Below are 23,443 nucleotides of genomic sequence, written 5' to 3' on the forward strand. Positions count from 1 at the left end.
TCAGAAACTGAATTAGTATCGTACTGAAAATTGATATCTTATGAAGAAACTAACCCATATTGATGACGAAGGCCGTGCAAACATGGTTGATGTAGGGCATAAAAACCAACAAATCCGATCGGCGACTGCCGAAGGGTTTATTTCGCTGAATGCGGAAACACGGAAGCTAATCTCCGAAAACCAGCTCAAAAAAGGAGATGTAATTACTGTGGCTGAAATTGCCGGTATTCAGGCCGCAAAACGCGCCAGCGAATTGATTCCGCTTTGCCACACCCTGCTTTTAACCAAGGTCGAAGTGCATTGCGAACTGCAGGCTGAAGGAATTAAAGCATGCTGCACTGCCAGGTGCATAGGGCAAACCGGAGTTGAGATGGAAGCTTTGACTGGCGTTCAAGTGGCCTTACTCACCGTTTACGACATGTGCAAAGCGGTAGACAAAACCATGGTAATCAACAATGTTCGGTTACTTGAAAAAACAAAAACCGACCTCTAAACTAAATTCGGCACGATGACTCAAATTAAAATTTTATCAGTCAATATTTCGGAAAAAAAAGGCACAATAAAGAAACCGGCAAATCACATTCAACTAACTGAAATTGGAGTTGTTGGAGATGCCCATTCGGGCAAATGGCACCGGCAGGTTAGCTTACTGGCCAAGGAAAGTATTGATAAATTTTCAGCTGAAGCAAAGCGTAAGATCGCTTATGGCGAATTTGCCGAGAATATTACCACTGAAGGCTTACTACTACACACAGCCAAACCTCTCGACCGGTTTATTGGCGAACAAATTGAGTTGGAAGTCACTCAAATTGGTAAAAAATGCCATGGCGACAACTGTTCAATTTTTCGCGAGGTTGGTAATTGTGTCATGCCTAAAGAAGGAATTTTTGCGCGCGTAATCCGTCATGGCAACTTACAACCGGACGATATTTTGAAATATCAACCTAAGGTTATCAACCTAAAGATCATCACCTTAAGCGACAGAGCCAGTCGTGGCGAATATGCAGATAAAAGTGGCCCTCAGATTAAAAATATGGCCGGGAAATATTTCGAATCAATCAATCGTCGGGTCAGCTTTACGCACGACTTAATTCCTGACGACGCCGATTTACTGAGAAGCAAAGTTGAGCAGGCTGTTAATGACAAGCTTGATATCATCATAACAACTGGAGGAACTGGAATCGGACCGCGGGATATTACTCCCGAAACTCTTCGTCCACTATTAACCAAAGAGATTCCGGGAATCATGGAGCTCATTCGCGTAAAATATGGGATGGAAAAACCGGCAGCGCTTTTAAGCCGGGGCATCGCCGGATTGATCGGTCAAACGCTGGTTTATGCGATGCCGGGGAGTGTAAAGGCAGTCACTGAATACTGCAACGAAATTCTTCCAACGGTTGAGCATTCGCTGTATATGATACATGGCATAGACGGCCACTAGACCATTATACACGTTTGCCCGTTTCAACTTTAAACGACCTTTCTTGTTCATACTTAAGCATGAATTTGAATTTTGTGAAGAATGCATACCGAAATTAAAACCTACTCCTTAACAGATAGAAGCGGACAGAACACTGATTTCATCCTAAAAAACATGGGTGACTTGTATGATTCATTTGACGGACAAGTTGATGCGCCACATCGACACGACTATTACACGATTTTGTTGATTGAAAAAGCGAGCGGCTCCCATATCGTTGATTTTAAATCGTTTGAATTATTTGATCATTGTCTGTTTTTTATTCATCCCGGTCAGGTGCACCAGTTTGTAGCTAGCACCCGCCCCCAGGGTTGGGTGATTAACTTTAGTCAACTGTTCCTGGTGCAAAACGCAATTCCCGATCGCTTGGTCAACGATGTATACCTTTTCAACAAATACGGAGAAGCTCCTCCGCTACCGGTAACTGAAAAAGATTTTCAACACTACAAAGATCTAATTCGCCAAATTGAGCAGTACAGCCAGCTCGATCCGAACTACAAAAATGCTGCGTTGGGTGCCTTATTGAAATTAGTTCTCATTCAAAGTAACAACCACTGCGATTTACAACAAGAAAAAAATCCGCAAACGGTAGAAACAGGCAATCATTTATTGCGGCAGTTCAAAACGTTAATCGACCTGAATTATAAAGAATTGCACAAGGTAAACGACTATGCAGAGCTGTTGTCGGTAACCAGCGATTACCTAAATAAATCGGTGAAAGCAATCACCGGCAAATCGGCCAAGGAGTTTATTCTCGACCGCATCCTGGTTGAAGCAAAACGTGTTTTGCTTTTCACTGAAATCACTAATAAAGAGCTCGCCTTTGAACTCGGGTTTGAAGAACCATCCCATTTCAGCAACTTCTTTAAAAAGTACACAAACACATCGCCTCTCGATTTTCGGAACTCAGCCCGACATACATAAACAACTAACGATCAAGGGGAAAGACACTACAAAACAAAACATCGCAGCAACTACGATTGGATACTTCTGTCAAATAGAACGGATTTTTGCAACAGCTCACCCGATTTTCGCACATTAAAAGACATCCATGTCCGCTATTTTTGTAAGATCAATTTACACCAAAATTGAACGGCAAAATTAACTCAAAAGAAAGGACAAGGCGATGAAAACCACTCTACATAAAGCAAACACACGAGGACATGCCAACCATGGTTGGCTTGATTCCTACCACACATTTAGCTTTGCCAATTATTACAATCCCGACCGAATTCAGTTTGGTGCACTCCGGGTATTAAACGATGACACTATTGCCGGAGGAAAAGGGTTCGGAACTCATCCGCACGACAATATGGAAATTATCTCTATTCCGCTATCCGGCGCTCTCGAACATAAAGACAGCATGGGAAACACGGCTGTTATTGAGTCGGGCGAAGTACAGGTAATGAGTGCAGGAACCGGAGTTTTTCATTCAGAATACAACAAAAACAAAGACGTTGCCGGAAAATTTCTGCAAATATGGGTCTTCCCAAACAAAAAAAATGTGACACCTAGATACGATCAGATTTCGATTCGTGATCTGGAAAAGGAAAACGATTTCTTTCAGATTCTTTCCCCCGATCCCAACGACCAGGGTGTTTGGATCCATCAAAAAGCCTGGTTCAACCTTGGATATTTTAGCCGTAAAAAGGCTTTAAACTATCAGTTTCACAACCAAGATAGCGGTTTGTATGTTTTTGTATTAAAAGGTGAGGTTGAAGTGGCCGGCAATAAACTAAGCGTTCGCGATGGAATTGGGATTTGGGAAATTTCGACCATTGAATTTGAAGTTGAAAAGGACACGCAGCTTCTGTTGATGGAAGTTCCAATGACGATGAATTAAATAAAATTGAAAAAGCAAATTTTAATTATTAAAACGGAAGCAAAATGAAAACAGTAAAAGTATTATTAGCAGCAATAGCTCTGACAATTGGCTTGGGAGTTCAAGCCCAAACACAAAAAGTTGATACCTCGAAAAGTGAAATTACCTGGTTGGGTAAAAAAGTTGGTGGTGAACACAATGGTACGATACAAGTTAAAAGCGGTGAGTTGACCATCGATGGCAATGCCATTACTGCCGGAGAATTTGTTGTTGACATGACCTCGATAAAAAACCTGGACCTGACCGACCCGGAATGGAACGGCAAATTGGTTGGACACCTGAAATCGGACGATTTCTTCGGTGTTGAAACATACCCAACGGCCAAATTAGTGATTACCCAAAAAGCCACTTTTACCGGAGGCAAAGCGACTGTAACCGGCAACCTATCCATTAAAGCCGCTACACATCCGGTAACTTTCGAGGTGGTTAAAGACGGAAAAACGTACACTGCTGATATCACCGTTGACCGCTCGAAATATGACGTTCGCTACGGATCGAAATCATTCTTTGACGACCTTGGGGATAAATTCATTTATGACGACTTCCGATTGGGAGTGACTCTAGTGACTGAATAATCTGCTGCGACTTCGTAAATACAAGAAGAGGCGGTCCAAAATGTAAAAATTGGACCGCCTCTTGTCTTTCTATTATCCCAATACGTTAGATGAATATGAATTGCCCGGACTGCTGATAATAAGTTCAAATCCGGCACTTTTGTGATCCTATCGCTGAGTCTATTTCACCTCAAAATCAAACATTTTACGGCCTTCTAAAAAGCCTTCAAGGCGATCGCCTATAGTCACCGGACCAACACCTGAAGGAGTACCGGTATAAATCAAGTCACCTATTTTGAGCGAGAAATAATTCGACACCTGACTGATCAGCTCATCAATCGGAAACAACATTTGCCCGCTGTTTCCATTTTGGACCAGCTCGCCATTTTTTTTCAACTGGAATTTAATGGCCTTCACATCCGGCAATTCATTTACCGGAATAAAGTCAGAACCAATTACGGCCGAGCGATCGAAAGCTTTCGCTTTTTCCCAGGGCAAACCTTTGTCTTTGAGCTTATTTTGCAGATCGCGGGCTGTGAAGTCAATCCCTAAACCAATCGCATCGTAGTAGCGATTGGCAAAGCGAGGTTCAATATTCTTTCCGAGTCGGTTGATTCGCACAATCAGCTCACACTCAAAATGGACATCCTGACTAAACGATGGGATATAAAACGGATCGTTATTCCGCAATAATGCTGAATCCGGCTTCATAAATATCACCGGCTCCGACGGAATTTCATTCTTCAATTCGCGAACATGTTCACTGTAGTTTCTGCCAATGCAAATAATTTTCATAATCAATACAATTTCAGGTTTCAAATTCCAGGAAGCAAAATCGTCTCCAGCCGGGACCTTTCAATTAGTGTTGCTTAATCGCTATTTCTGACGTAAACATTCATGGATCCGACGACATAAAACGCTGTCCCAAATTCCATGATCTTTGCTTCTCGCCTTGCTAGTTGTCTTTCATCCTGAGTTTAATAGCGGTCAGCACTTTTTTGGTATACAGTGGAAACTCGCCATTCATAATCCAACCGAAATAACCAGGTTGCTCACGCAGCACCTGCTCAACCGGAACACCCTTATTTTTACCAAAATTGAATACTTCAACCCCTTTTTCATCAAATACGATTCGCCCAACAAAATCGGCATTTCTGTCGTACGACGAAAACTCACTCAGCGCGTTAATATCATTTTGAATCGGCTTTGTAACTTTACCTTTAGCGTCTTCAAACTCTGTTTCCCGGTACATATCCAGTTGCGCCTTCAGCACCTCGTAAGTTGCTTTTGTATCGGCTAAAGCGCCATGAGCACCTTCCAGCTCCTGCTGGCAATAAAACTTATAGGCAGCAGCCAGTGTTCTTTTCTCCATTTTATGGAAAATAGCCTGCACATCAACAAATTTGCGCTTTTTGAAATCCACATCAACACCAACACGTAAAAACTCTTCGGCTAACAAAGGAATATCGAAACGATTAGAGTTGAAGCCCGCCAAATCGCATCCTTCCATAAACTTTGCCAACGACTTTGCCACTTCTTTAAAGGTCGGGCAATCTTTCACGTCCTCATCGTAAATTCCATGCACCTTACTTGAAAATTCAGGGATCGGCATTTCCGGATTGATCCGCATCTCTTTCACCTCTTCTGATCCATCAGCATGTACTTTGACCAGTGCGATCTCCACAATCCGATCGGTTGCCACATTTATACCAGTTGTTTCAAGATCCAAAAATACGAGTGGGTTTCTTAAATTAAGCTTCATTGTATTGCTTTTCAGTTTCGGGCCCATGCCCTGTTGATGAATAAAAAGCCTAACAAGATGACTCTTGTTAGGCTTCCAAAATATTTTATTTATTGATTATGCATTGATCATCATTGGCATCAATAGCATCAATACATCTTCTTCGTCAAAGTCTTTTTCAGCCGGCAAAAGTAGCCCGGCACGTGTTGGGTCCGACAATTCAACCCGAACTTCTGACGAAGACAGGTTGGAAAGGATTTCCAACAAGAAAGTAGATTTGAAGCCGATTTCAATTTCATCGCCTTCGTACTGGCATTTCATGCGTTCAACAGCCGAAATTGAGAAATCGACATCCTGTGCTGAAACCACCAATTGGTTGTCGGCAATATGAAACTTAATCAGGTTGCTGGCTTGGTTTGCAAACACCGAAACCCGTTTAATGGTGTTATAAAATTCCAACCGGTCAACAATCAATTTATTGCTATTGTTGGTCGGAATTACGGAGTTGTAACTCGGGTAATTTCCCTCAACCAAACGGCAAATCAACTTAAAGTTGCTTAAAGTGAAGAACGCGTTCTTTTCGTCGAACTGCAATTTCACATCGTAATCTTCTTTTACCAATAAGTTTTTCAGCAACGAAGCCGGTTTTTTAGGCAGAATAAATGAAGATTCAACTTCAGCTTTGGCATCACTGCGCTTGTAACGAACCAATTTATGCGCGTCCGAAGCGACGAAAGTCAGGTCGTCATTTCCCAATTCCATGAAAATTCCGTTCATCACCGGGCGAAGTTCGTCGTCGGCAGTAGCAAACAACGTTTTAACAATACCGGTTTGCAACACGTCGTGAGGTACTTGAATGGTTGATGCAGCAGCTTCGTTCAGTTCCGGCAACTGTGGAAATTCGTCGCCATCTTGCCCAACGATACTGAATTTACCGTTTTCAGAGTAAATATCAATACCAAAATTATCCATATCGAATTTGAACGTTAACGGCTGATCAGGAAATTCCTTCAGAGTATCGTTCAGCAATTTCGCCGGAACAGCAATATCACCGTTTCCTTCCGTATTGTCTAATTCGAGGCTCGTAATCAGTGTTGACTCCAAATCAGAAGCAGTGACCGTTAGCCGGTTCTCTTCCAGCTGAAATAAATAATTATCCAAAATGGGTAATGTATTCTTCGAACTAATCACTTTACTGATCGCATTCAGGTGACTAAGCAATTCGGTACTGGAAACAACAAATTTCATTGATATTCTCTTTTAGTTTTACTTATCTATTTCTTTTAGACACGGATAGTCGGTTTTTCCGCGTCGCGAATACACGAATATACAAACTTTGCATTGGTTTCCCGAGATTTTGAATTAACAATTTATACAAAGTAATTAACCACGGTATTTCCGTCGTCGAATGAAGTGAAAAGCGAGTCCAAACACGACAATAAATACCAGCGGGCCAGCGACATTTATGATTTGCCAATAGGTTTTTTCTTCGCGCAGCCGCACCTTATCGAGCAAACGGATTTTAAATACCCGCGAGCGCAGCTCCATAATGCCGGAATTGTCGCATAGGTAGTTTAGTGCGTTCACCAAAAAAGCTTTATTCCCGAAGGTTTGTTTCGAGTATTCGTCGTAGCCCAACGGCTGGGTTCTCACCTCCGAATTCCGGCGCGACACTTTGTTGGCGATCAGGCTTCCGTCGGCCAAAACAATCATCTTCGCCGGCTTCGATTCCTGCCGGACAGAAATACCCAACGAATTGAATTCCCCCGTCATGCGGTTGGCAAATACCGACGGGAAAGTCCCTTCGAGCATGACTCCCACCGGAATTTCTGACTGGCTGAAAAGATTTCGTGAGGGAGGGTTATTGATGCTTTGCAGACTGATTTGCTCCGGTGTTCTTACAATTCGCGAATAAGGCGAAGTATGCAGAATGACCGATTTTCGAACCTGCGGATTCCTCCCAACAGTATCAACAGAGCTGACAAACTCCGCTTTCAGTCGGTTCAAATTACGACTAATAACATGATTTTCGGAAGGCGTCAACATAGGCGAATAATACCAGGGAGCCGGTGTAAATTTCGGCTGAGACTGAACCGGTGACGTATTAACGGGAATGAGTACGCACTCTACATCCTGAAGCAAATCGGGGTTTACGCGTACCCCGTATTTAAACAACAAATCCATCAGATTCAAATCGCGCGGAAAAGCCAAAGTTGTTTCACCGCGACTCAGACTATCGAGGCTCACCTGCACCGGATCGATCAACCACAAGAGGTTACCACCGCGCATCAAATACTGATCGAGATAGAACTTTGACTGTTCACTAAATTGCTGCGAAGGATCTGCAATGATCAATGCCTTGGGCAAGGTGTCGGTTCGGAACAACTCCTCGGCCTTGCGATCGGAAACACGAAAGTTCTCCGACAAAGCTTGTCGGATGTCCCAGGTCTCTGCATCATCCAACTCCCCCTGCCCGCTCAAAAACGCGATCTCCTCTTTCTGTCCGCCAAGTAGTTGCCGGATGGCATTCATCAACTCAAACTCCATGGTTTCAACCGAATTATTCAAGTTTTCTTCGGCTGACAAAGCCTGATTATTCTTTAAAAGATTGACACCAATGAGCTGATCGTTGTAACGCAGCACAGCCCCCGGGAAAATCAGTTTTGTTACTGTTCCTTCTTCTTTGTTTTGGCGAAGATCGGTTGGTTGAATGCCCAAGGTCACCAACTGATTAAACAGTTGGTTTCGTTCGTCAACATTTGTAATATCGTAAGGATCTTTCCGAGCCGATTGAATTCGGTAGTCAGCCCAGGCATCCATGTCCTGCAATTTCTCTTCAACAGCTTGCTGTAACTGTCTGAAACCCGGCGGCAACTCACCAGCCAGAAAAATATCAACTTTGATTGGCGCATCCAGTTTGGATAGCAATTCTTTAGAAACCGGTGCTAAACTGTATCGCTTCTCTGTTGTTAGGTCGATGCGAAAAAACACGGAAGAACCAACGACAAAAAGCAACAGCATGCCCAACACCAGCACAACTGTCTTCTTAAGCTGCTTTTTTAACCGCTGCTGTTTCCGGCGCAGAAGCAAACTGGTTACAACCAGCATAAATCCGCTGGTCAACACGAAATACAGCACATCGCGCGAGTCAACAACGCCACGGCTGACTGAATCGTAATGACTGCTGATTCCCAGATTCAGGAAAAACGATTTGACCGCTACTGAGACATCCATCGCAGCAATAAAGTCGAATCCCGAGTAGAAAAAGAAACACAGGAACAGCGCGGTAATAAATGCAAAAACCGGATTATCAGTCGATGCTGACGACAAAATCCCCAATGCGAGATACAAGGCAGCCAACAGAAACAGTCCAATAAACGATCCCCAGGCAGCACCGCTATCCCAATTACCCACAGGGTTTCCTAAACTATAAATTGAATAAAAATAAACGAGAGTTGGCAACAGGCACAAAACAACCAATGACAATCCGGCCAGGAATTTCACCCAAACCAATTGCAATAACGAGTACGGTCTTGTGATGAGGATCTCCAACGTGCCAAGTCGTTTTTCTTCGGCAAACAAGCGCATGGTCAGCGCCGGAACCAAAAACAACAGCAGCCAGGGAGCTAGTGAGAAATACGGATTAAGAGATGCATAACCATTTTCGAGTAAGTTATAGTTGCCCGGAAATACCCAAAGGAACAAACCATTGGCAATCAGAAAAACAAAAGCCACCAGATACCCGGTTAGCGAACCAAAAAAGCTGGTTATTTCCTTTCGAAACAAACTAAACATATCGCAGAGGTTGATTTATTTGTATCAGCTGCCGGGTCATTAAAACGTCGGAATTTCTGGCTAATATTCGCAAGCGACGACAATAACAACATTGACAGCTCAGTATTAAAGTTCACGAAAATAGCAATTGCGTTTCTGCCAGCCAAGTTTTGAACCGTGTGAAAAGAACAACCTTCGTAACCAACACGAAAAGGTATTTATTTACGACCGAAGCTTTTCTACAATCATTTGGGCAGCCCTGGCCGATGCTCCCTTGCTTCCCAAAACCTTCTGCAGCTCGTCGTAGCTGGCGGAAATCTGACCGCGATAAGCCTTTTCTTCAATTATTCGTCGAAGTTCCTTATAAATATTGGCAGGGGTACAATTATGCTGCAACAATTCCTTTACAGCCGAACGCTGCAAAATAATATTCACCAGCGACACCCATTTTAAATTCAACACAAATTTACCGATGGCGAAAAACAGAGCGCCACCAGCCATGCGATAGCACACCACCTGCGGGCAGCGCAAAATAGCTGTTTCCAGGGTCACAGTTCCGGAGGCCAACACCGCCGCATCGGCCATTTGCAATACGTCGTAGGTTTTATCCCGTAAAACACTCACCTGATGACCATTCACCAGGCCAATGTAGACATGATCGGGAATATTAGGAGCTGCGGTAACAATCACCTGATGCGAAGTAATCGAATTGACAGCCTTCAGCATTCGGGGTAAAAGCGATTTAATTTCCTGCAACCGGCTGCCAGGCACCAGAGCCAAAATTGGCTTGTCAATCAAATTATTTTCAGCACAAAAAGTATCAAATGATTTATCGGTGCGTTTTTCCAAAACCGCATCTAAAACCGGATTCCCCACGTAATTAACCCGATACCCGCGGTCGGCATAAAAGTCGGTTTCAAATGGAAAAATCGTAAACATCTCATCCACCGACTCTTTAATTTGTTTCACCCGGCTCGACTTCCAGGCCCACACCTTGGGCGAGATATAATAATAAACCTTTAGGCCTAACGACTTGGCAAATTTTGCCATCCGAAGGTTGAAACCGGGATAGTCAACCAAAATCAGAACATCCGGGTTAAAGTCGCTCAAATTCTTTTCGCACTGTTTGAAATTTCGCCTTATCGTTTGCAGGTTTAACAGCACAGGTACAAAGCCCATGAAGGCCATTTCCCTGTAGTGCTTCATCAGCTTCATTCCGGCCTGCTCCATCAGCTCACCTCCAAAACCCTGAATTTCAGCAGAAGGATCAGCTTTCACCAATTCCCTGATCAGGTTTGAGGCATGTAGGTCGCCCGAAGCTTCACCGGCAATAAAGAAATACTTCATAAGTAAATAATTTGTTTTTTAATGGCCGTATGGATCTAACATGCTGCTGAAAAATACTTTCAGTTGGTGTTTGTGTTCGAAGCAACATGTTCGTTTCATTGGTTTAGTTCTTCAATTAAAATTCCGGCGTATGCGCACCAGCGGTTTGCTTTTTCAGACTAAAACACTGAAGGCCTGAACTCACTAATAATCACCTCTCGGTACAAGAAACATGATTTTGGTGCTTCGTTTTATTTTCTCAGTTTTTCGCAAACAGCCTTCAAAAGTAATTTTTAAAGTTGAATTTGCCTAAAGGATGGAAAACGGATACACAAGCCGGGAGCAGAAACTCATTCCGGGAGCTTGGAGTTCACCCTGCCAACTACTCTAAACCAGCCTATTTAGAAGGCTTTCGACAGCACAATCACAAAAGCATACACAAACGTGGCCATGAGCACACCGCGAGCCGACATGTCGTATTTTATCCGGTAGAAATACAGGAATAAGATGAGGTTGGGCAGAACACACAAACTTACAATTTTCAGCAATGCACCCAGGCGCCAAAGGCTTATCAGATAGTCTGAAAGCGGAACTTCCTGCTTGCTCAAAAAATAAAAGGCGCAAAAGGCCACCACCGGAAACAACATGCCCAGTGAAAAGCCAAAGCCCATTTTGTTGCGATTTCTCGGGGATGCCATTAAAACCTCCAGCTTTTCATTTGCTCCAGTGTTTGATGGCAAGTCATATCCACACTTACCGGCACGACCGAAACATATTGATTTTCGAGTGCATGCATATCGGTTCCGGCTACTTCCGGCTCAAAATTCTTGAAATATCCGCTCAGCCAGTAGTAATCGCGTTGGTGCGGATCGGTCCGTTTTTCCAGCTCTTCGACCCATTTCCCCGATGTTTGCCGGCAAAGCTCAACGCCACGCACTTCGCCTTTCGGAATATTTACATTCAAACAGGTAAAATGAGGCAGACCATTTTGAGCCACCGATTGAAAAATACGGGCTACCCACATTTTCGCGCGGGTAAAATCGGCGTCGGCATCGTAGTCGCAAAGCGAAAACCCGATAGACGGAACTCCGTGCAGGCAACCCTCAATGGCTGCTCCCATCGTTCCACTATAAACCACACTAATCGATGAATTTGTGCCGTGATTGATTCCCGACACAACAAAATCGGGATGACGATCGAGCAACTGATTAAAACCCATTTTTACACAATCAACCGGGGTGCCACTGCATTTGTACAAAATGTACCCTTCCTCTTCCTCAACCTTCGATGCACGCAAAGGTTTTCCGGTTGTAATGGCATTCGACATGCCCGACATGGCAGCTTCGGGGGCAATCACCACCACTTCGCCAAACAGTCGCATCACTTCTGTTAATTCCTTCAACCCTTTGGCATAAATGCCATCATCGTTGGTTACCAATATCAGGGGACGATCATTCATTTTTTCAGCATTGTTAAACGGACACAAATATACACTCATCAAAAAGAATAAGGGCTGAGCTTGCTGTTTTATTTTTCCCCTTTCGCCCGATTGCACTACCAATTCATTCAAAATAAATCTATTTTTGTGTGAAGCCAACGAAATAAGGATCATGCAAAATCGAAAAACAATTTGGGGGAAACACGAAGGGAAAACGAATCAAATTCTCCAATTAGCTTGTGGATACAGCCAGCTGAACCTTCAGTATTTCTCCGGAGGATGGGCCATAAAAACTGAAAAACTAAGTGAAAAATCGGCAACGATTAACCTTTCCTCGCTCGAACAAGCTACCAGCTTGGTTGATGCCAACATTTATCAAACCGGACGATCAACAAATTTGATCCTGCAACCGACCCTACCGGCCAAACCGATTGTTTTTCGTACAAATACGAAAATCATTATCCGGCAACACCAATCGATGCGTTTGTACATAAAAGTTCCATTGAGCATTCAATTGTACTACAAACAAACCGATGCCGACCACCTGTTAACCGAAGTAGATAGTGAACGCCTGAGCGATACCTGGTTCGGAGAGCCAGACAGTGGCACTCCGGCTTTCGCCGGTGGAAGTCTTTTCGCGCTACAGGCTAACGATTTACCAACTGCAGAATACGAGATTTTAATTCCTTTAAACATTCAAAACAATAGCACCCAGTTGCTTGATCTTCAACGCTTGTTGGTACATGTTGAAATAATGAATGTTTACCAGGTTGGCGCCAGACTGATAGCCGATACGGCCACAATTGAATTCAAAGGACAGGGACAGGTTGGCAACCTGCAAATTGGCACAGACAAAACGATTCATGGAACCAACCCTGTATTAGTCGGAAAAGCCAGACAGGCTTCCAACCGAACAATTTTGGGCCACAGCTTTCACTTCATTAAACAAATGACTCAATTATAACCGCGAACACACACAAATATGGACTTTGATTTCTCAAAATACCTGAATCCACAGACCTTTGATAAAATTATTCGAGTCGGCTTTTTAATTTTAATCTCGGTGATCATCATCCAGGGATTAGCTTTTATTGTGAAACGAAGTATAACGCAACGACTCAGCAAACAATCCAGAATGATCATCAACCGGATCATTGTTTACACTGGCTACACCTTGCTTTCGTTCATGGTTTTGCGAGAATTAAAATTCGACATTACCGCCTTGTTTGGTGCAGCCGGAGTTGTTGGTATCATCATTGGGGTAGCCTCACAAACAAGTATCGGAAATATCATCAGCGGATTCTTTCTGGTATCGGAAAAGTCGTTCGAACTGGGTGATGTGGTGCGCATTGGCGATAAATCAGGAACGGTTTATTCGGTCGACCTGCTAAGCATAAAAATCCGCACGTACGACAATCTTCTGCTGCGTATTCCAAACCAAACGGTGATCAGTTCCGAGTTAATCAATGTCACCCGCGTCCCCATCCGCCGGATGGACATTGCGGTGGGCGTTGCCTATAAAGAAGATTTGCGCAAAGTGTTTGAAGTGCTGAAAGAAGTAGCCCGTAAAAATCCGCTTTGCCTCGACGAACCCGATCCGTTGATTTTAATACAAGGCTACGGCGCCAGCAGCATTGATATCCTCTTCGCTGTTTGGTTTGAAAAGAACAACTTCCGCGATGTCAAAAACAGTGTGATGATTGAAATTAAGGAAGCATTTGATCGCGAAGGAATCGAAATTCCATTCCCGCATGTAAGCTTGTATGCCGGTGAAGCCACCAAAAATTTTCCGGTAGAAATGATGCCAAACCAAGCAAGCGAACAAGCGCCTACCAAATAAAAGCATTCCTTGTCGCAGCGCTTTGTTTCCAGCCAAAGGCCATTCCGGACTACCCGTATTTACACGCCCGGCAACATACCGGGCGTCTGCTTTTCTGCTCTTATATGTTTTAAACCGCTAAATGTCCGATTAAAAATATATTTTTTTGAATTGATTTTCAGATGGTTTAACTTTCACAAACCGTTCAGTCAAAACTCAAAAAGATATGCCACGTTCAGAAGGACAACATGAACAAATCAGGAGGGGCAAGCAGCAAATCACGAAGAATGCAGCGCTTGAGCTCTTTGCCAAAAACGGCTTTCATATCACTTCCATTAACCAGACGTCCAACCCAGCCAACGCCTCAAAAAGACTGACCGACAGTCACTGCAACATTAAAAGCGAAAAACGATACCGGAAACGATCAACAAAGTCTTCCGGATTATCGAAACCGGTATAAAACATCAATCATGAAACGAATACTAACACTATTCCCGCTTCTTGCTGCCTGCCTGTTTATTCAGGCACAGGACATCGACATCAAAGAAATCGTTAAACGAGCGGATGAAAAGTTCAGAGGACAGTCGAGCCAGGGAACCATGAGCATGACCATTCAACGCTCTAATTGGTCGCGCACAATTGAGATGAAAAGTTGGACATTGGGAACCGACTATTCGTTGATTTACATTAGTGCGCCCGCGAAAGAGCGAGGCCAGGTGTTTTTGAAGCGCGAAAACGAAATGTGGAACTGGATGCCCAGCATTGAACGAACCATTAAAATCCCTCCATCGATGATGATGCAGTCGTGGATGGGTTCTGACTTTACGAACGACGATCTGGTGAAAGAATCCTCTTTGGTAAAAGACTACACCCACAAGCTGCTTGGCACGGAGCAACTAGAGGACTATGAATGCTTTAAAATAGAGCTAATCCCCACCGAAGAAGCTGCAGTAGTGTGGGGGAAAATTTTGATGTGGATTACTATGAACGATTTTTTGTGGTTAAAAGCCGAATTCTACGATGAAGATGATGAGCTTATTAACACCGAAATTCTATCGGAGATCAGGTTGATGGACGACCGGATGATGCCGACACATCTGGAAATGATTCCGAAGGACAAACCGGGTCAAAAAACAAGTATGGTGTTTGAGCAGATCAAATTCAACGTCGATCTGGACGAATCGTTCTTCTCTATTCAAAATATGAAAAGGATAAAATAAGGACTGATGGATTGATGGACTGATGGACTGATGGATTGAATTGAACGAAGAGTAAAACACCTGCAATCAATCACAGCAACAACCTCAAAATCTTAAAATAATGGCAACACCAGATCAAATTAGGTTTCGAAATGAAATGAAAATTCGCTTAAGAACATTTGTCCTTGATCTTCTAAAGCTGACTCAACAAATTCCATACTCACAGGAATCGAAAACGTTAAAAGGTCAACTAATTCGCTCCGGCAGTTCTGTTTACGCGAACTATCGAGCTGCGTGCCGAGCGCGGTCGAAGAATGAATTTTTTGCTAAGCTGAGCATCATTGTCGAAGAAGCTGACGAGACTGAGATGTGGCTCGATCTGTTAATCCTATCGGAGATCAGCAATAATGAACCAACTAAAACGCTACACCAGGAAAGCCTGGAGATCCTGAAAATCATGGCCGCTGCCAGAAAAACTTCAAACTAAGAAATCATGTGCACTTCCAATTATTCAATCCGTCAGTTAGTCAATCCTTCGATCCTTAAATCCTTCAATCCTTCGATATGATCCCGACGAATCTTAAACTGGCCTGGCGAAACATTTGGCGAAACCGAAAAAGAACCGTCATCACAGTAGCTTCTGTTTTCTTCGGTGTTTTGCTCAGCACGTTCATGACTTCCATGCAGGAGGGAACGTACTCCAAAATGATCGACAATGTGGTCAGCTTTTATTCCGGCTATATTCAGATCCATCACCCGGAATACTGGGACAACAAAACCATCGACTACTGCTTCACTCCCGACGACAGCCTGACGGAGGCTCTGACAAACGCGCCGAATATTAGCTCCTATGTACCGCGTCTCGAGTCGTTTACACTAATGTCGTACGGCAATAACACCAAAGGAGCGGCTCTGATCGGTGTCGACCCGACAAAGGAAAACCAACTGAGTAATCTTTCGCATTGGGTAATAAAAGGCAACTACCTTAAGCCGGGCGACGATGGTATTTTACTGCCTGTTAACCTGGCCAAAAACCTGGGAGTTGAAGTGAACGACACCCTTGTTCTGATAAGTCAGGGATATCACGGCATTAGCGCTGCCGCCCTATTTCCGGTTCGGGGAATTCTGAAGTTTCCCTCGCCGGCCTTAAATAATATGGGTGGTTATATCGATCTGCAAACGGCTCAGGATTTCTTCTCCATACCCAACCAATTTAGTTCACTGGTTTTAATGGTGGACAACTATTCTGAAGTGGCGAAAATTCATCATCGTTTGAAAAAGGAATTCGGAGACCGTTACGAGATCATGACATGGGATGAAATGGATCCGCTAACCAAAAACATGATCGATGCCGACCGCTCGGGCGCCTACATTACAAAGGGGATTTTATACGCCATTGTCGGGTTCGGGATTTTTGGAACCGTAATAATGATGATGGCCGAACGCCGCAAAGAAATGGGAATCATGGTTGCAATCGGCATGCAAAAAAGCCAATTGAGCACCATTCTTTTTTTCGAAACCGCGCTGCTTGGGCTAATTGGCGTGATCGTTGGGTTTGCTGTCAGTCTCCCTCTCATCTCCTACCTGGTTGTTCACCCCATCCCTTTGTCGGGCGAAGCGGCCAAAGCCTACGAAGAATTTGGATTTGAAGCCGCCATGTACTTCTCGGCCGGGTGGTTCATCTTTGCCCGGCAGATACTCATCATTTTCATCCTAACCCTGATCGTATTCATCTATCCGCTGGTAAAAACCTACGGAATGAAATTGACACGAGCACTTCGAACCTAATTCAAAATAAACCGACCAACCATGATAGTAGCAATTGCCTGGAGAAATATATGGAGAAGCAAAACCCGCAGCCTGGTCATCATCATCGCGCTGACACTTGGTCTGGCCTCGGGGATTTTTTACATGGCATTCTACAAAGGAATGCTGGATCAGCGGATAAATTCGGCAATAAAAACGGAAGCATCGCATATTCAAATCCACCACCTCAACTTCCTGACTAATCCGGATAAGAAATTCATCATCACCTCTGCCGACTCTGTTGTTCGGGTCATTCAACGTAAAAAAGAGGTGAAAGCCGTCAGCAGCCGAATTATTGTAAACACCATGATCCAGTCGCCCACAACAGGTTCGGGGGTGAAAGTCACCGGCATTAATCCTGAAAAGGAAGCGCTGGTTACCAATCTGCATACGAAAATAACTGAAGGCACTTATTTTGAAGACAACAAGAGGAACCCAATCGTTATTGGCCGGAAACTTGCCGACAAACTGAAAGTGAAACTAAAGTCGAAGGTGGTGATTACGCTGCAGGATATGCACGGCCATATAACCGGAGCCGCCTACCGAGTGGTCGGAATTTACGAAAGCTCGAATACCGCGTTCGACGAGCTTAGTGTCTTTGTTCGGGCTACTGACCTCCACCGCCTGCTCGCGACCAACGAAAATAGTGCGCACGAAATTGCGGTTTTACTCAATCGAAATGAAGATCTTGCCGCTATTGGACAACAATTAAAAAGCGAACTACCGCTAGTAGATGTAAAAACATGGCGCGAAATTATGCCCGAAGTTAACCTATTGGAAAGCAGCTTTAGGCTGACCATGTTCGTATTTATCGGCATCATTTTACTCGCGCTGCTTTTTGGCATTATAAACACCATGCTGATGGCTGTTCTGGAACGAACAAAGGAACTGGGCATGTTAATGGCTATTGGGATGAACCGAATCCGGGTTTTCGCCATGATCATGCTCGAAACGGTGATGCTTTCGTTCGTTGGCGGCTTCTGCGGTATTTTATTGGGCTGGCTCTTAAACCTGTATTTCGGGGCGAAAGGAATTGACCTTGAAACCTGGTCGACAGCCTACAAATCGATGGGCTTCGACTCCGTGGTTTTTACCCGGCTAACCTGGTCCATTTCTCTGGAAATTGCAGCGATGGTCATCATCACCGGAATCATCGCATCCATTTTTCCGGCTATAAAAGCCCTTCGGCTAAAACCGGGCGAAGCGATCCGGATTGATATGTAGGAACGAGAAAGAAGTAGCTCTGCCAAACGCTATGATTTAATTATTTCCTACAGGGTTCTTAACTACAGAGTTGCACAAAGCTTTTTTTTCAAACCCTTAACCAGGCAACATTGAATAACAATTGAGCAAATGACTACGAACAATAATACCAGGAACTATGAAGGTTATTGAAGTAAAAAATCTGAAAAAAATATACGACTCCACCGAAGTGAAAGTGAATGCCCTAAACGGGGTTGACCTGAGTTTTGAGCAGGGTGAATTCGCCACCATAGTTGGGCCGTCCGGGTCGGGCAAAACCACACTGCTAAACATGCTTGGCGGACTGGATGAACCCACCGAAGGCGAAATCAGCATTGGCGGAACCAACATTCGGGCCCTGTCATCGTCGCGGCTAATCGACTTTCGACTCCGGAACATCGGGTTTGTATTTCAGGCCTACAACCTGATCCCGGTATTGACCGCCCTTGAAAATGTGGAGTTTATCATGCAACTGCAGGAAGTTCCGAAAAAAGAACGGGAACAGCGAGCTATCGCCCTACTGAAGCAGGTTGGATTAGGTGACCGCATCAATAGCCGCCCCTCTAAACTATCCGGTGGTGAGCAGCAACGGGTTGCCGTAGCAAGGGCTTTGGCTTCGAACCCCAAATTTGTATTGGCCGACGAACCTACAGCTAATCTCGACTCAAAATCGACAGCCAACCTGTTGGATATTATGGAAGAACTGAACCGCAAAGAAAAGATCACCTTTATTTTCAGCACTCACGACCAGCGAGTGGTCACCAAAGCCCGACGCGTGTTGACCCTCGAAGACGGCAAAATTATTAGCGACCTGCAAAAAGAATAACAGCGACACTGAAACCGAACCAAACGATGAACCCAAAAACAGCATTCCTTTTTACATTCCTTCTACTGCTGGCGCTACCTGCCAGTAGTCAGGATCGCGACTGGACACTTGCGGGCTATGTGAAAGATCTGTTTATGTATTATCATCCGGAGCCGCAGATCCCCGGAATGGCGACCGAAAACCTGCATCTAAACACCATCCATAACCGGCTTAATTTTGAATGGGTAGCCACAAAACACCTGACCGTGGCTATCGAAAACCGCAACCGACTAATTTCCGGCAATATGGTTCACTACTTTTCAGGTTATCAATCGTACATCGATACCGATAATGGCTACGTTGATTTATCGTTTGTACCACTCAACGGCGACTCCTGGTTTCTGCACAGCATGATTGATCGGGCTTATGTGGACTGGAGTTCGGGCAGCTGGCAAGTTAGACTTGGTCGGCAACGGGTGAACTGGGGGCTGAACTTGGTTTGGAATCCCAACGACCTGTTCAACTCCTACTCGTATTTCGATTTCGATTATGAAGAACGCCCCGGGACCGACGCCTTACGCGTTCAATACTACACAGGGCCAACATCGTCGGCAGAGCTGGTGTACCAACTGGGCGAAAACACCGGCGAAATGGCTTTGGCCGCGTTGTACCGCTTCTCGCGCCTGAACTACGACATTCAATTGATGAGTGGATGGGTTGGAACCGATCTGGTTGCCGGATTTGGATGGGCCGGTGATATTCTGGGAGCCGGATTTCGCGGCGAATTCAGCCAGTTTATTCCCCGCAAGTCAAAGTCCGAATCCGAATCGGCAACCGTAGCTTCCGTGTCGGCCGACTACACATTCGCGAATTCGTTGTATGTTCATGTTAGCGCGCTCTACAACAGTCTCGGGAACAACGGAACAGCTGCTAGCCTAAGTCCGATCGTAAACACCAACCTCTCGGCCAAGTCATTGTCGTTTGGCAAGTACGAGCTTTTTGCCCAATGCTCCTACCCAATTACACCACTGTTCGCCGCCAATGCTTCAGTCATCATCAATCCGGCCGATGGATCCTCCTACCTGGGGCCGGCACTGAACTACTCGCTGCAATCCAATCTGGAGTTTATGCTGTCTGCCCAGTTGTTTTTTGGCGACCATGCCAGCGAATACGGCGACATCGGCCAATTGGCATTTGCCCGCTTGAAATGGAGCTTTTAGAGCGTTTTGTGAAAAGGCCGAAATCCGCTGAACCGGGAAAAACCTATAATCCTTGTTTCGGCTATTAATCCCGGGTTGCATCAACACCCGGTTCAGCCAACGTGTCGCGCACTTGCCGAACGCTTAATTGTTTTTCCGTCGCGTGTTTGTTCATCTCGGTCAATATATCTTTCAATTTGCAACGTCGTTGCTAACTCCGGTGTGTTTGGACAGTCACACTATTTGACAAGCTTAGATCCGTGCGCTTGCTTTTTCGAGTGACTTGGCAATGTGTATGTATGCGAAGGGTCGGCATATTATCTCGGCCCTAAAAATCTGTCACCGTTAAAATGTATCATATGTTCTGGAAATTCCATTATCCAAACTTCAGTATCCCACGCAATTTCAGCAGTATGCTTTTTGAACTCTGAAAAATCTGGAAATGCAGAAACATAAATCTTTCCTACATTACAATCTTTCAGAAATTCTTCCAATTCAACAATTCTTTTCGGAGTCATTGGGCCATGTGAAGTTACAGCCTCGATTAGATACAACCAGTTTTTTGATTCGTCATAAATTACAATGTCTGGCAATTTGCTATGCTCTGTAATCGGAATTCCCATCCTTTCAAGAGCTTCTTTGTCTATGTGTAAATCCTTTTTCTCTGTGTCTCCTACATAAAGTAATCTTGAACCTTGTGCAAATCGTGAAGCAAACTCGTCCACAACCGCAGCTTGAACCTCATTGTGCTTTCCTGGTGACAACATTAAAACTTTACCATCTGAAAGTTTTAGCGGAACTCTCGACATCTCGCGGTCTTTACTGTATTTTTCCTTTAAACCTCCGATTTTAGAACTAAAGTTTTCTAATGATCTTTTCCAAATCCTTGTTCTGTAAGTTTTTATTGTTTCGAGAGCAATCTCAGAAATAGCATAATGTGCACGAGGACTATTTACTGGTAAATCAGGAATGTCTGGATTATAATCGGCAATACCTGCTTGTACAAATTGGTGTAGAACTTGTCTCCTAAAGGTCTCCCTGGTATTTGGAGCATATTCTTTTTGATAGTTCGCAGAAATAAAATTCATTATTCCTTTTGAAACGCCATGACTTTTCCTGCAAGCTTTTGACCACTTGTCATTTTCTTTGATATTGCACAAAGCAAGTAAAGTATAAGCAGAAATTTCATTTTGCTGAGCATCAGGCAACCCCAACTCTCGCAAAATCACCTGTGCTTCTTGTATTTTTGACATAAGATTCTTCTAAAAGGACTTCGTTAACAATTGTATCAATAGCCTGTTTCTCAAGATTATTAATTTCTTTTATTTTGCTACCGATTAAAACGATATCATTTAAAGGTGGCATTTTAATCTGTTTTAATTCGGTTGCACCAACTTGAGTATTGCCATTAAAAGTCCTGAAATATGTATCAAACAAACTACTGCTGTAAAGTGCAGAAATTCCCCAGATTTCATTTTCCGACAAATCTCCGTTTGGACGATGGATATAATTTAAATGGTTCTCAAAACCAACCATTTCAGCTTCAAAATTTGAAGAGAAAAATGGACAACAAACCAACCTGCTTTTATCGTCTTTCGAGCTAAATCGGCGAAGTAAAATATAGTTTTTGTTTTTGAGCAGAACTTTTCGTGATTCCTCTGAATTAACAATAAGACATGGTTTTTTTCCTTTTTGAAGTGGATAAACAAATTCCATTTCTTTGATGTTGTGCAGCCAAATTAATGGCGAAAGTGAACCATTTATAACACCTTCCGCTTTCAGAAACTCAGTACACCGAAATGCAACAACAGGGCCTGTAGAAATTTGAATATTAAAGTCATTCAGCGTGTTTTGCCACTTCTTAAAAATTTCAATCGTGCTTATTTCCTTATCGTTTGAAGGAATAAATAAAATCTTATCTTTTGATTTTAAATCTATTAATGAATTGGCTTTAAATACTTTTTCTTTTGGGTTGTTCAAACCTTTATCGCATTCAGAAACAGTGACTTTTATTTCCGAATTTGTCTTTCTTGTTGCACGAAGAATAATGTTTTCCTGGAGGACATTGTCATTCTTGAACATTTTATTTCGGGATTCAAAGATGTGTATGTTTGAGATACTTACATCGTTGAAGAAAGATTGTCTAAAAGCTTTGAAATAATTTCCTGCTGCAAAACTTCTAGGTGTTATAAAAATTAATTCTCCATCCTGTTTCAATAATTTCGCAGCCACCCCCATAAACAAAGAATAGATATTCGGTTGACCATATACTAATTCTTTTGCTGCAATTGCTCTTTTGTCGGTTTTAGATATCTTAAAATATGGGGGATTAGAAATTATATAATCGTACTGGTTCACTTTTTCAAATCCAAACAAAGTTGATACATTGAATACTTTAGAATTTTCTATTATGAAATCAGTTCGATTGATTTGATATTTTAATTGGATATTCCGTTCTGCCAGCCATGAAGCCAGAAAATCGATTACTTTTTGAGTAACCGCTAAAACATTTTCATCTGTCTCAAAAAGCGAAACGTCTATGTCCGTTATGCCTGATTTTTGAATCTGTTTTTCGATTAATGAGCAAGTCAAAATTCCTGTACCACATCCAGGGTCAAGTATTGAAATTTTATTTGATTTGGGACTTGCTAAATTTCCCATAAAGTCGGCAATCTGTTTGGGAGTAAAGAATTGTCCGTTATCTTTTTTATGTTTATCAGATGTAGAGCATGCGTATTCAAGCCCGATAAACTCAGCAAATTCAGAAGGTGTTTTATATTTTTCTTTCAACTCTATCATTATACAAAAGTAATCAATCTTAGATCCGTTGGCAAAAATCTGGCTCTTTTGTAAGCTGAAGCATCAGCTTGTGGGACGGAGTTTACAAATGCGCGTCGTCATGTCGCTCTTACCATGAAACACAACCTTTGGTAGATACTATCAAGGCGGACTTCGGAGCGCGTTCCTGTCCGAAGGACACGGAACGGCGATGCGAGAATCCGCCGTTACGAACCGCACCGACCCCGCTCTGAAATATGTGGCTATTTCGGTCAGACCGTGCCACACATTTCGGTTGAAACCGTGCCACTTTGAGAGATGGTGCAATTATACAAAAAATTAATTTTCACTCTTTAAAATTCCTTTTCTCAGCGATTCACCTTTCAGGTCAATGCGGTGA

Annotated in this window: 22 protein-coding genes; 13 read left to right on the forward strand and 9 right to left on the reverse strand. The window is 43.5% G+C overall.

The features are described 5' to 3' along the window. Nucleotides 1-40 precede the first annotated feature (40 nt). The 5 genes from moaC to ABZD21_RS11595 all read left to right on the forward strand — a co-directional run bounded on the left by moaC (nucleotide 41) and on the right by ABZD21_RS11595 (nucleotide 3,937). Nucleotides 41-493, forward strand: a complete 453-nt coding sequence (gene moaC / locus ABZD21_RS11575) for a cyclic pyranopterin monophosphate synthase MoaC (protein ID WP_372775156.1) — start codon at nucleotides 41-43, stop codon at nucleotides 491-493. Nucleotides 494-508: 15 nt separating this feature from the next. Beyond that, entirely contained in the window at nucleotides 509-1,441 is a 933-nt protein-coding gene (locus ABZD21_RS11580) for a molybdenum cofactor synthesis domain-containing protein (protein WP_372775157.1), read from the forward strand. An 81-nt stretch (nucleotides 1,442-1,522) separates the two neighbouring features. After that, the gene (locus tag ABZD21_RS11585) at nucleotides 1,523-2,404 is read left to right on the forward strand and encodes a helix-turn-helix domain-containing protein (protein WP_372775158.1); all 882 of its coding nucleotides are present in this window, start codon (nucleotides 1,523-1,525) and stop codon (nucleotides 2,402-2,404) included. Nucleotides 2,405-2,606: 202 nt separating this feature from the next. After that, on the forward strand, nucleotides 2,607-3,323 hold the full coding sequence (locus tag ABZD21_RS11590; RefSeq protein WP_372775160.1) for a pirin family protein: 717 nt from the start codon (nucleotides 2,607-2,609) through the stop codon (nucleotides 3,321-3,323). A gap of 44 nt (nucleotides 3,324-3,367) precedes the next feature. Then, on the forward strand, nucleotides 3,368-3,937 hold the full coding sequence (locus ABZD21_RS11595; RefSeq protein WP_372775161.1) for a YceI family protein: 570 nt from the start codon (nucleotides 3,368-3,370) through the stop codon (nucleotides 3,935-3,937). Nucleotides 3,938-4,096: 159 nt separating this feature from the next. Here the strand turns inward: ABZD21_RS11595 and ABZD21_RS11600 are convergent, their stop codons facing one another. The 7 genes from ABZD21_RS11600 to surE all read right to left on the reverse strand — a co-directional run bounded on the left by ABZD21_RS11600 (nucleotide 4,097) and on the right by surE (nucleotide 12,327). Beyond that, nucleotides 4,097-4,711, reverse strand: coding sequence for a fumarylacetoacetate hydrolase family protein (locus ABZD21_RS11600; RefSeq protein WP_372775162.1), 615 nt, complete (start codon nucleotides 4,709-4,711; stop codon nucleotides 4,097-4,099). 160 nt (nucleotides 4,712-4,871) lie between these two features. Continuing rightward, entirely contained in the window at nucleotides 4,872-5,678 is an 807-nt protein-coding gene (locus tag ABZD21_RS11605; protein WP_372775163.1) for an exonuclease domain-containing protein, read from the reverse strand. 96 nt (nucleotides 5,679-5,774) lie between these two features. Further along, nucleotides 5,775-6,905 carry a DNA polymerase III subunit beta gene (gene dnaN / locus ABZD21_RS11610; protein WP_372775164.1) on the reverse strand — a complete coding sequence of 377 codons (1,131 nt, stop codon included), beginning with the start codon at nucleotides 6,903-6,905 and terminating at the stop codon, nucleotides 5,775-5,777. 135 nt (nucleotides 6,906-7,040) lie between these two features. After that, a complete protein-coding gene (gene gldG / locus ABZD21_RS11615) occupies nucleotides 7,041-9,452 on the reverse strand; it encodes a gliding motility-associated ABC transporter substrate-binding protein GldG (protein WP_372775165.1) in 2,412 nt (803 codons plus the stop codon). Nucleotides 9,453-9,653: 201 nt separating this feature from the next. Then, nucleotides 9,654-10,778 carry a lipid-A-disaccharide synthase gene (gene lpxB, locus ABZD21_RS11620; protein WP_372775166.1) on the reverse strand — a complete coding sequence of 375 codons (1,125 nt, stop codon included), beginning with the start codon at nucleotides 10,776-10,778 and terminating at the stop codon, nucleotides 9,654-9,656. Between the two features lie 380 nt (nucleotides 10,779-11,158). Beyond that, a complete protein-coding gene (locus tag ABZD21_RS11625; RefSeq protein WP_372775167.1) occupies nucleotides 11,159-11,455 on the reverse strand; it encodes a hypothetical protein in 297 nt (98 codons plus the stop codon). Next, nucleotides 11,455-12,327, reverse strand: a complete 873-nt coding sequence (surE, locus tag ABZD21_RS11630) for a 5'/3'-nucleotidase SurE (RefSeq protein WP_372775168.1) — start codon at nucleotides 12,325-12,327, stop codon at nucleotides 11,455-11,457. The genes ABZD21_RS11625 and surE overlap by 1 nt, the downstream gene beginning before the upstream one ends. Nucleotides 12,328-12,367: 40 nt before the next feature. On the opposite strand from surE, the gene ABZD21_RS11635 reads away from it, so the two are divergent. The 8 genes from ABZD21_RS11635 to ABZD21_RS11670 all read left to right on the forward strand — a co-directional run bounded on the left by ABZD21_RS11635 (nucleotide 12,368) and on the right by ABZD21_RS11670 (nucleotide 20,286). Beyond that, a complete protein-coding gene (locus ABZD21_RS11635; protein ID WP_372775169.1) occupies nucleotides 12,368-13,159 on the forward strand; it encodes a DUF432 domain-containing protein in 792 nt (263 codons plus the stop codon). 18 nt (nucleotides 13,160-13,177) lie between these two features. Next, a complete protein-coding gene (locus ABZD21_RS11640) occupies nucleotides 13,178-14,035 on the forward strand; it encodes a mechanosensitive ion channel family protein (RefSeq protein ID WP_372775170.1) in 858 nt (285 codons plus the stop codon). Between the two features lie 449 nt (nucleotides 14,036-14,484). Next, on the forward strand, nucleotides 14,485-15,234 hold the full coding sequence (locus ABZD21_RS11645; protein ID WP_372775171.1) for an outer membrane lipoprotein-sorting protein: 750 nt from the start codon (nucleotides 14,485-14,487) through the stop codon (nucleotides 15,232-15,234). Between the two features lie 100 nt (nucleotides 15,235-15,334). Further along, entirely contained in the window at nucleotides 15,335-15,700 is a 366-nt protein-coding gene (locus ABZD21_RS11650; protein WP_372775172.1) for a four helix bundle protein, read from the forward strand. Nucleotides 15,701-15,777: 77 nt separating this feature from the next. Next, the gene (locus ABZD21_RS11655) at nucleotides 15,778-17,001 is read left to right on the forward strand and encodes an ABC transporter permease (protein WP_372775173.1); all 1,224 of its coding nucleotides are present in this window, start codon (nucleotides 15,778-15,780) and stop codon (nucleotides 16,999-17,001) included. A gap of 21 nt (nucleotides 17,002-17,022) precedes the next feature. Beyond that, entirely contained in the window at nucleotides 17,023-18,243 is a 1,221-nt protein-coding gene (locus ABZD21_RS11660; protein ID WP_372775174.1) for an ABC transporter permease, read from the forward strand. Between the two features lie 157 nt (nucleotides 18,244-18,400). Then, nucleotides 18,401-19,087: an ABC transporter ATP-binding protein gene (locus ABZD21_RS11665; protein ID WP_372775175.1), complete on the forward strand. Its 687-nt coding sequence runs from the start codon at nucleotides 18,401-18,403 to the stop codon at nucleotides 19,085-19,087. A gap of 26 nt (nucleotides 19,088-19,113) precedes the next feature. After that, entirely contained in the window at nucleotides 19,114-20,286 is a 1,173-nt protein-coding gene (locus tag ABZD21_RS11670; RefSeq protein WP_372775176.1) for a hypothetical protein, read from the forward strand. A 296-nt stretch (nucleotides 20,287-20,582) separates the two neighbouring features. Here the strand turns inward: ABZD21_RS11670 and ABZD21_RS11675 are convergent, their stop codons facing one another. Continuing rightward, nucleotides 20,583-21,518 carry a BsuBI/PstI family type II restriction endonuclease gene (locus ABZD21_RS11675; RefSeq protein WP_372775177.1) on the reverse strand — a complete coding sequence of 312 codons (936 nt, stop codon included), beginning with the start codon at nucleotides 21,516-21,518 and terminating at the stop codon, nucleotides 20,583-20,585. Beyond that, on the reverse strand, nucleotides 21,466-23,064 hold the full coding sequence (locus ABZD21_RS11680) for an Eco57I restriction-modification methylase domain-containing protein (protein WP_372775178.1): 1,599 nt from the start codon (nucleotides 23,062-23,064) through the stop codon (nucleotides 21,466-21,468). Before ABZD21_RS11680 ends, ABZD21_RS11675 begins: the two co-directional genes overlap by 53 nt. Between the last annotated feature and the right edge of the window lie 379 nt (nucleotides 23,065-23,443).

It is taken from the genome of Mangrovibacterium sp., from assembly GCF_041596335.1.
Lineage (GTDB): Bacteria > Bacteroidota > Bacteroidia > Bacteroidales > Prolixibacteraceae > Mangrovibacterium.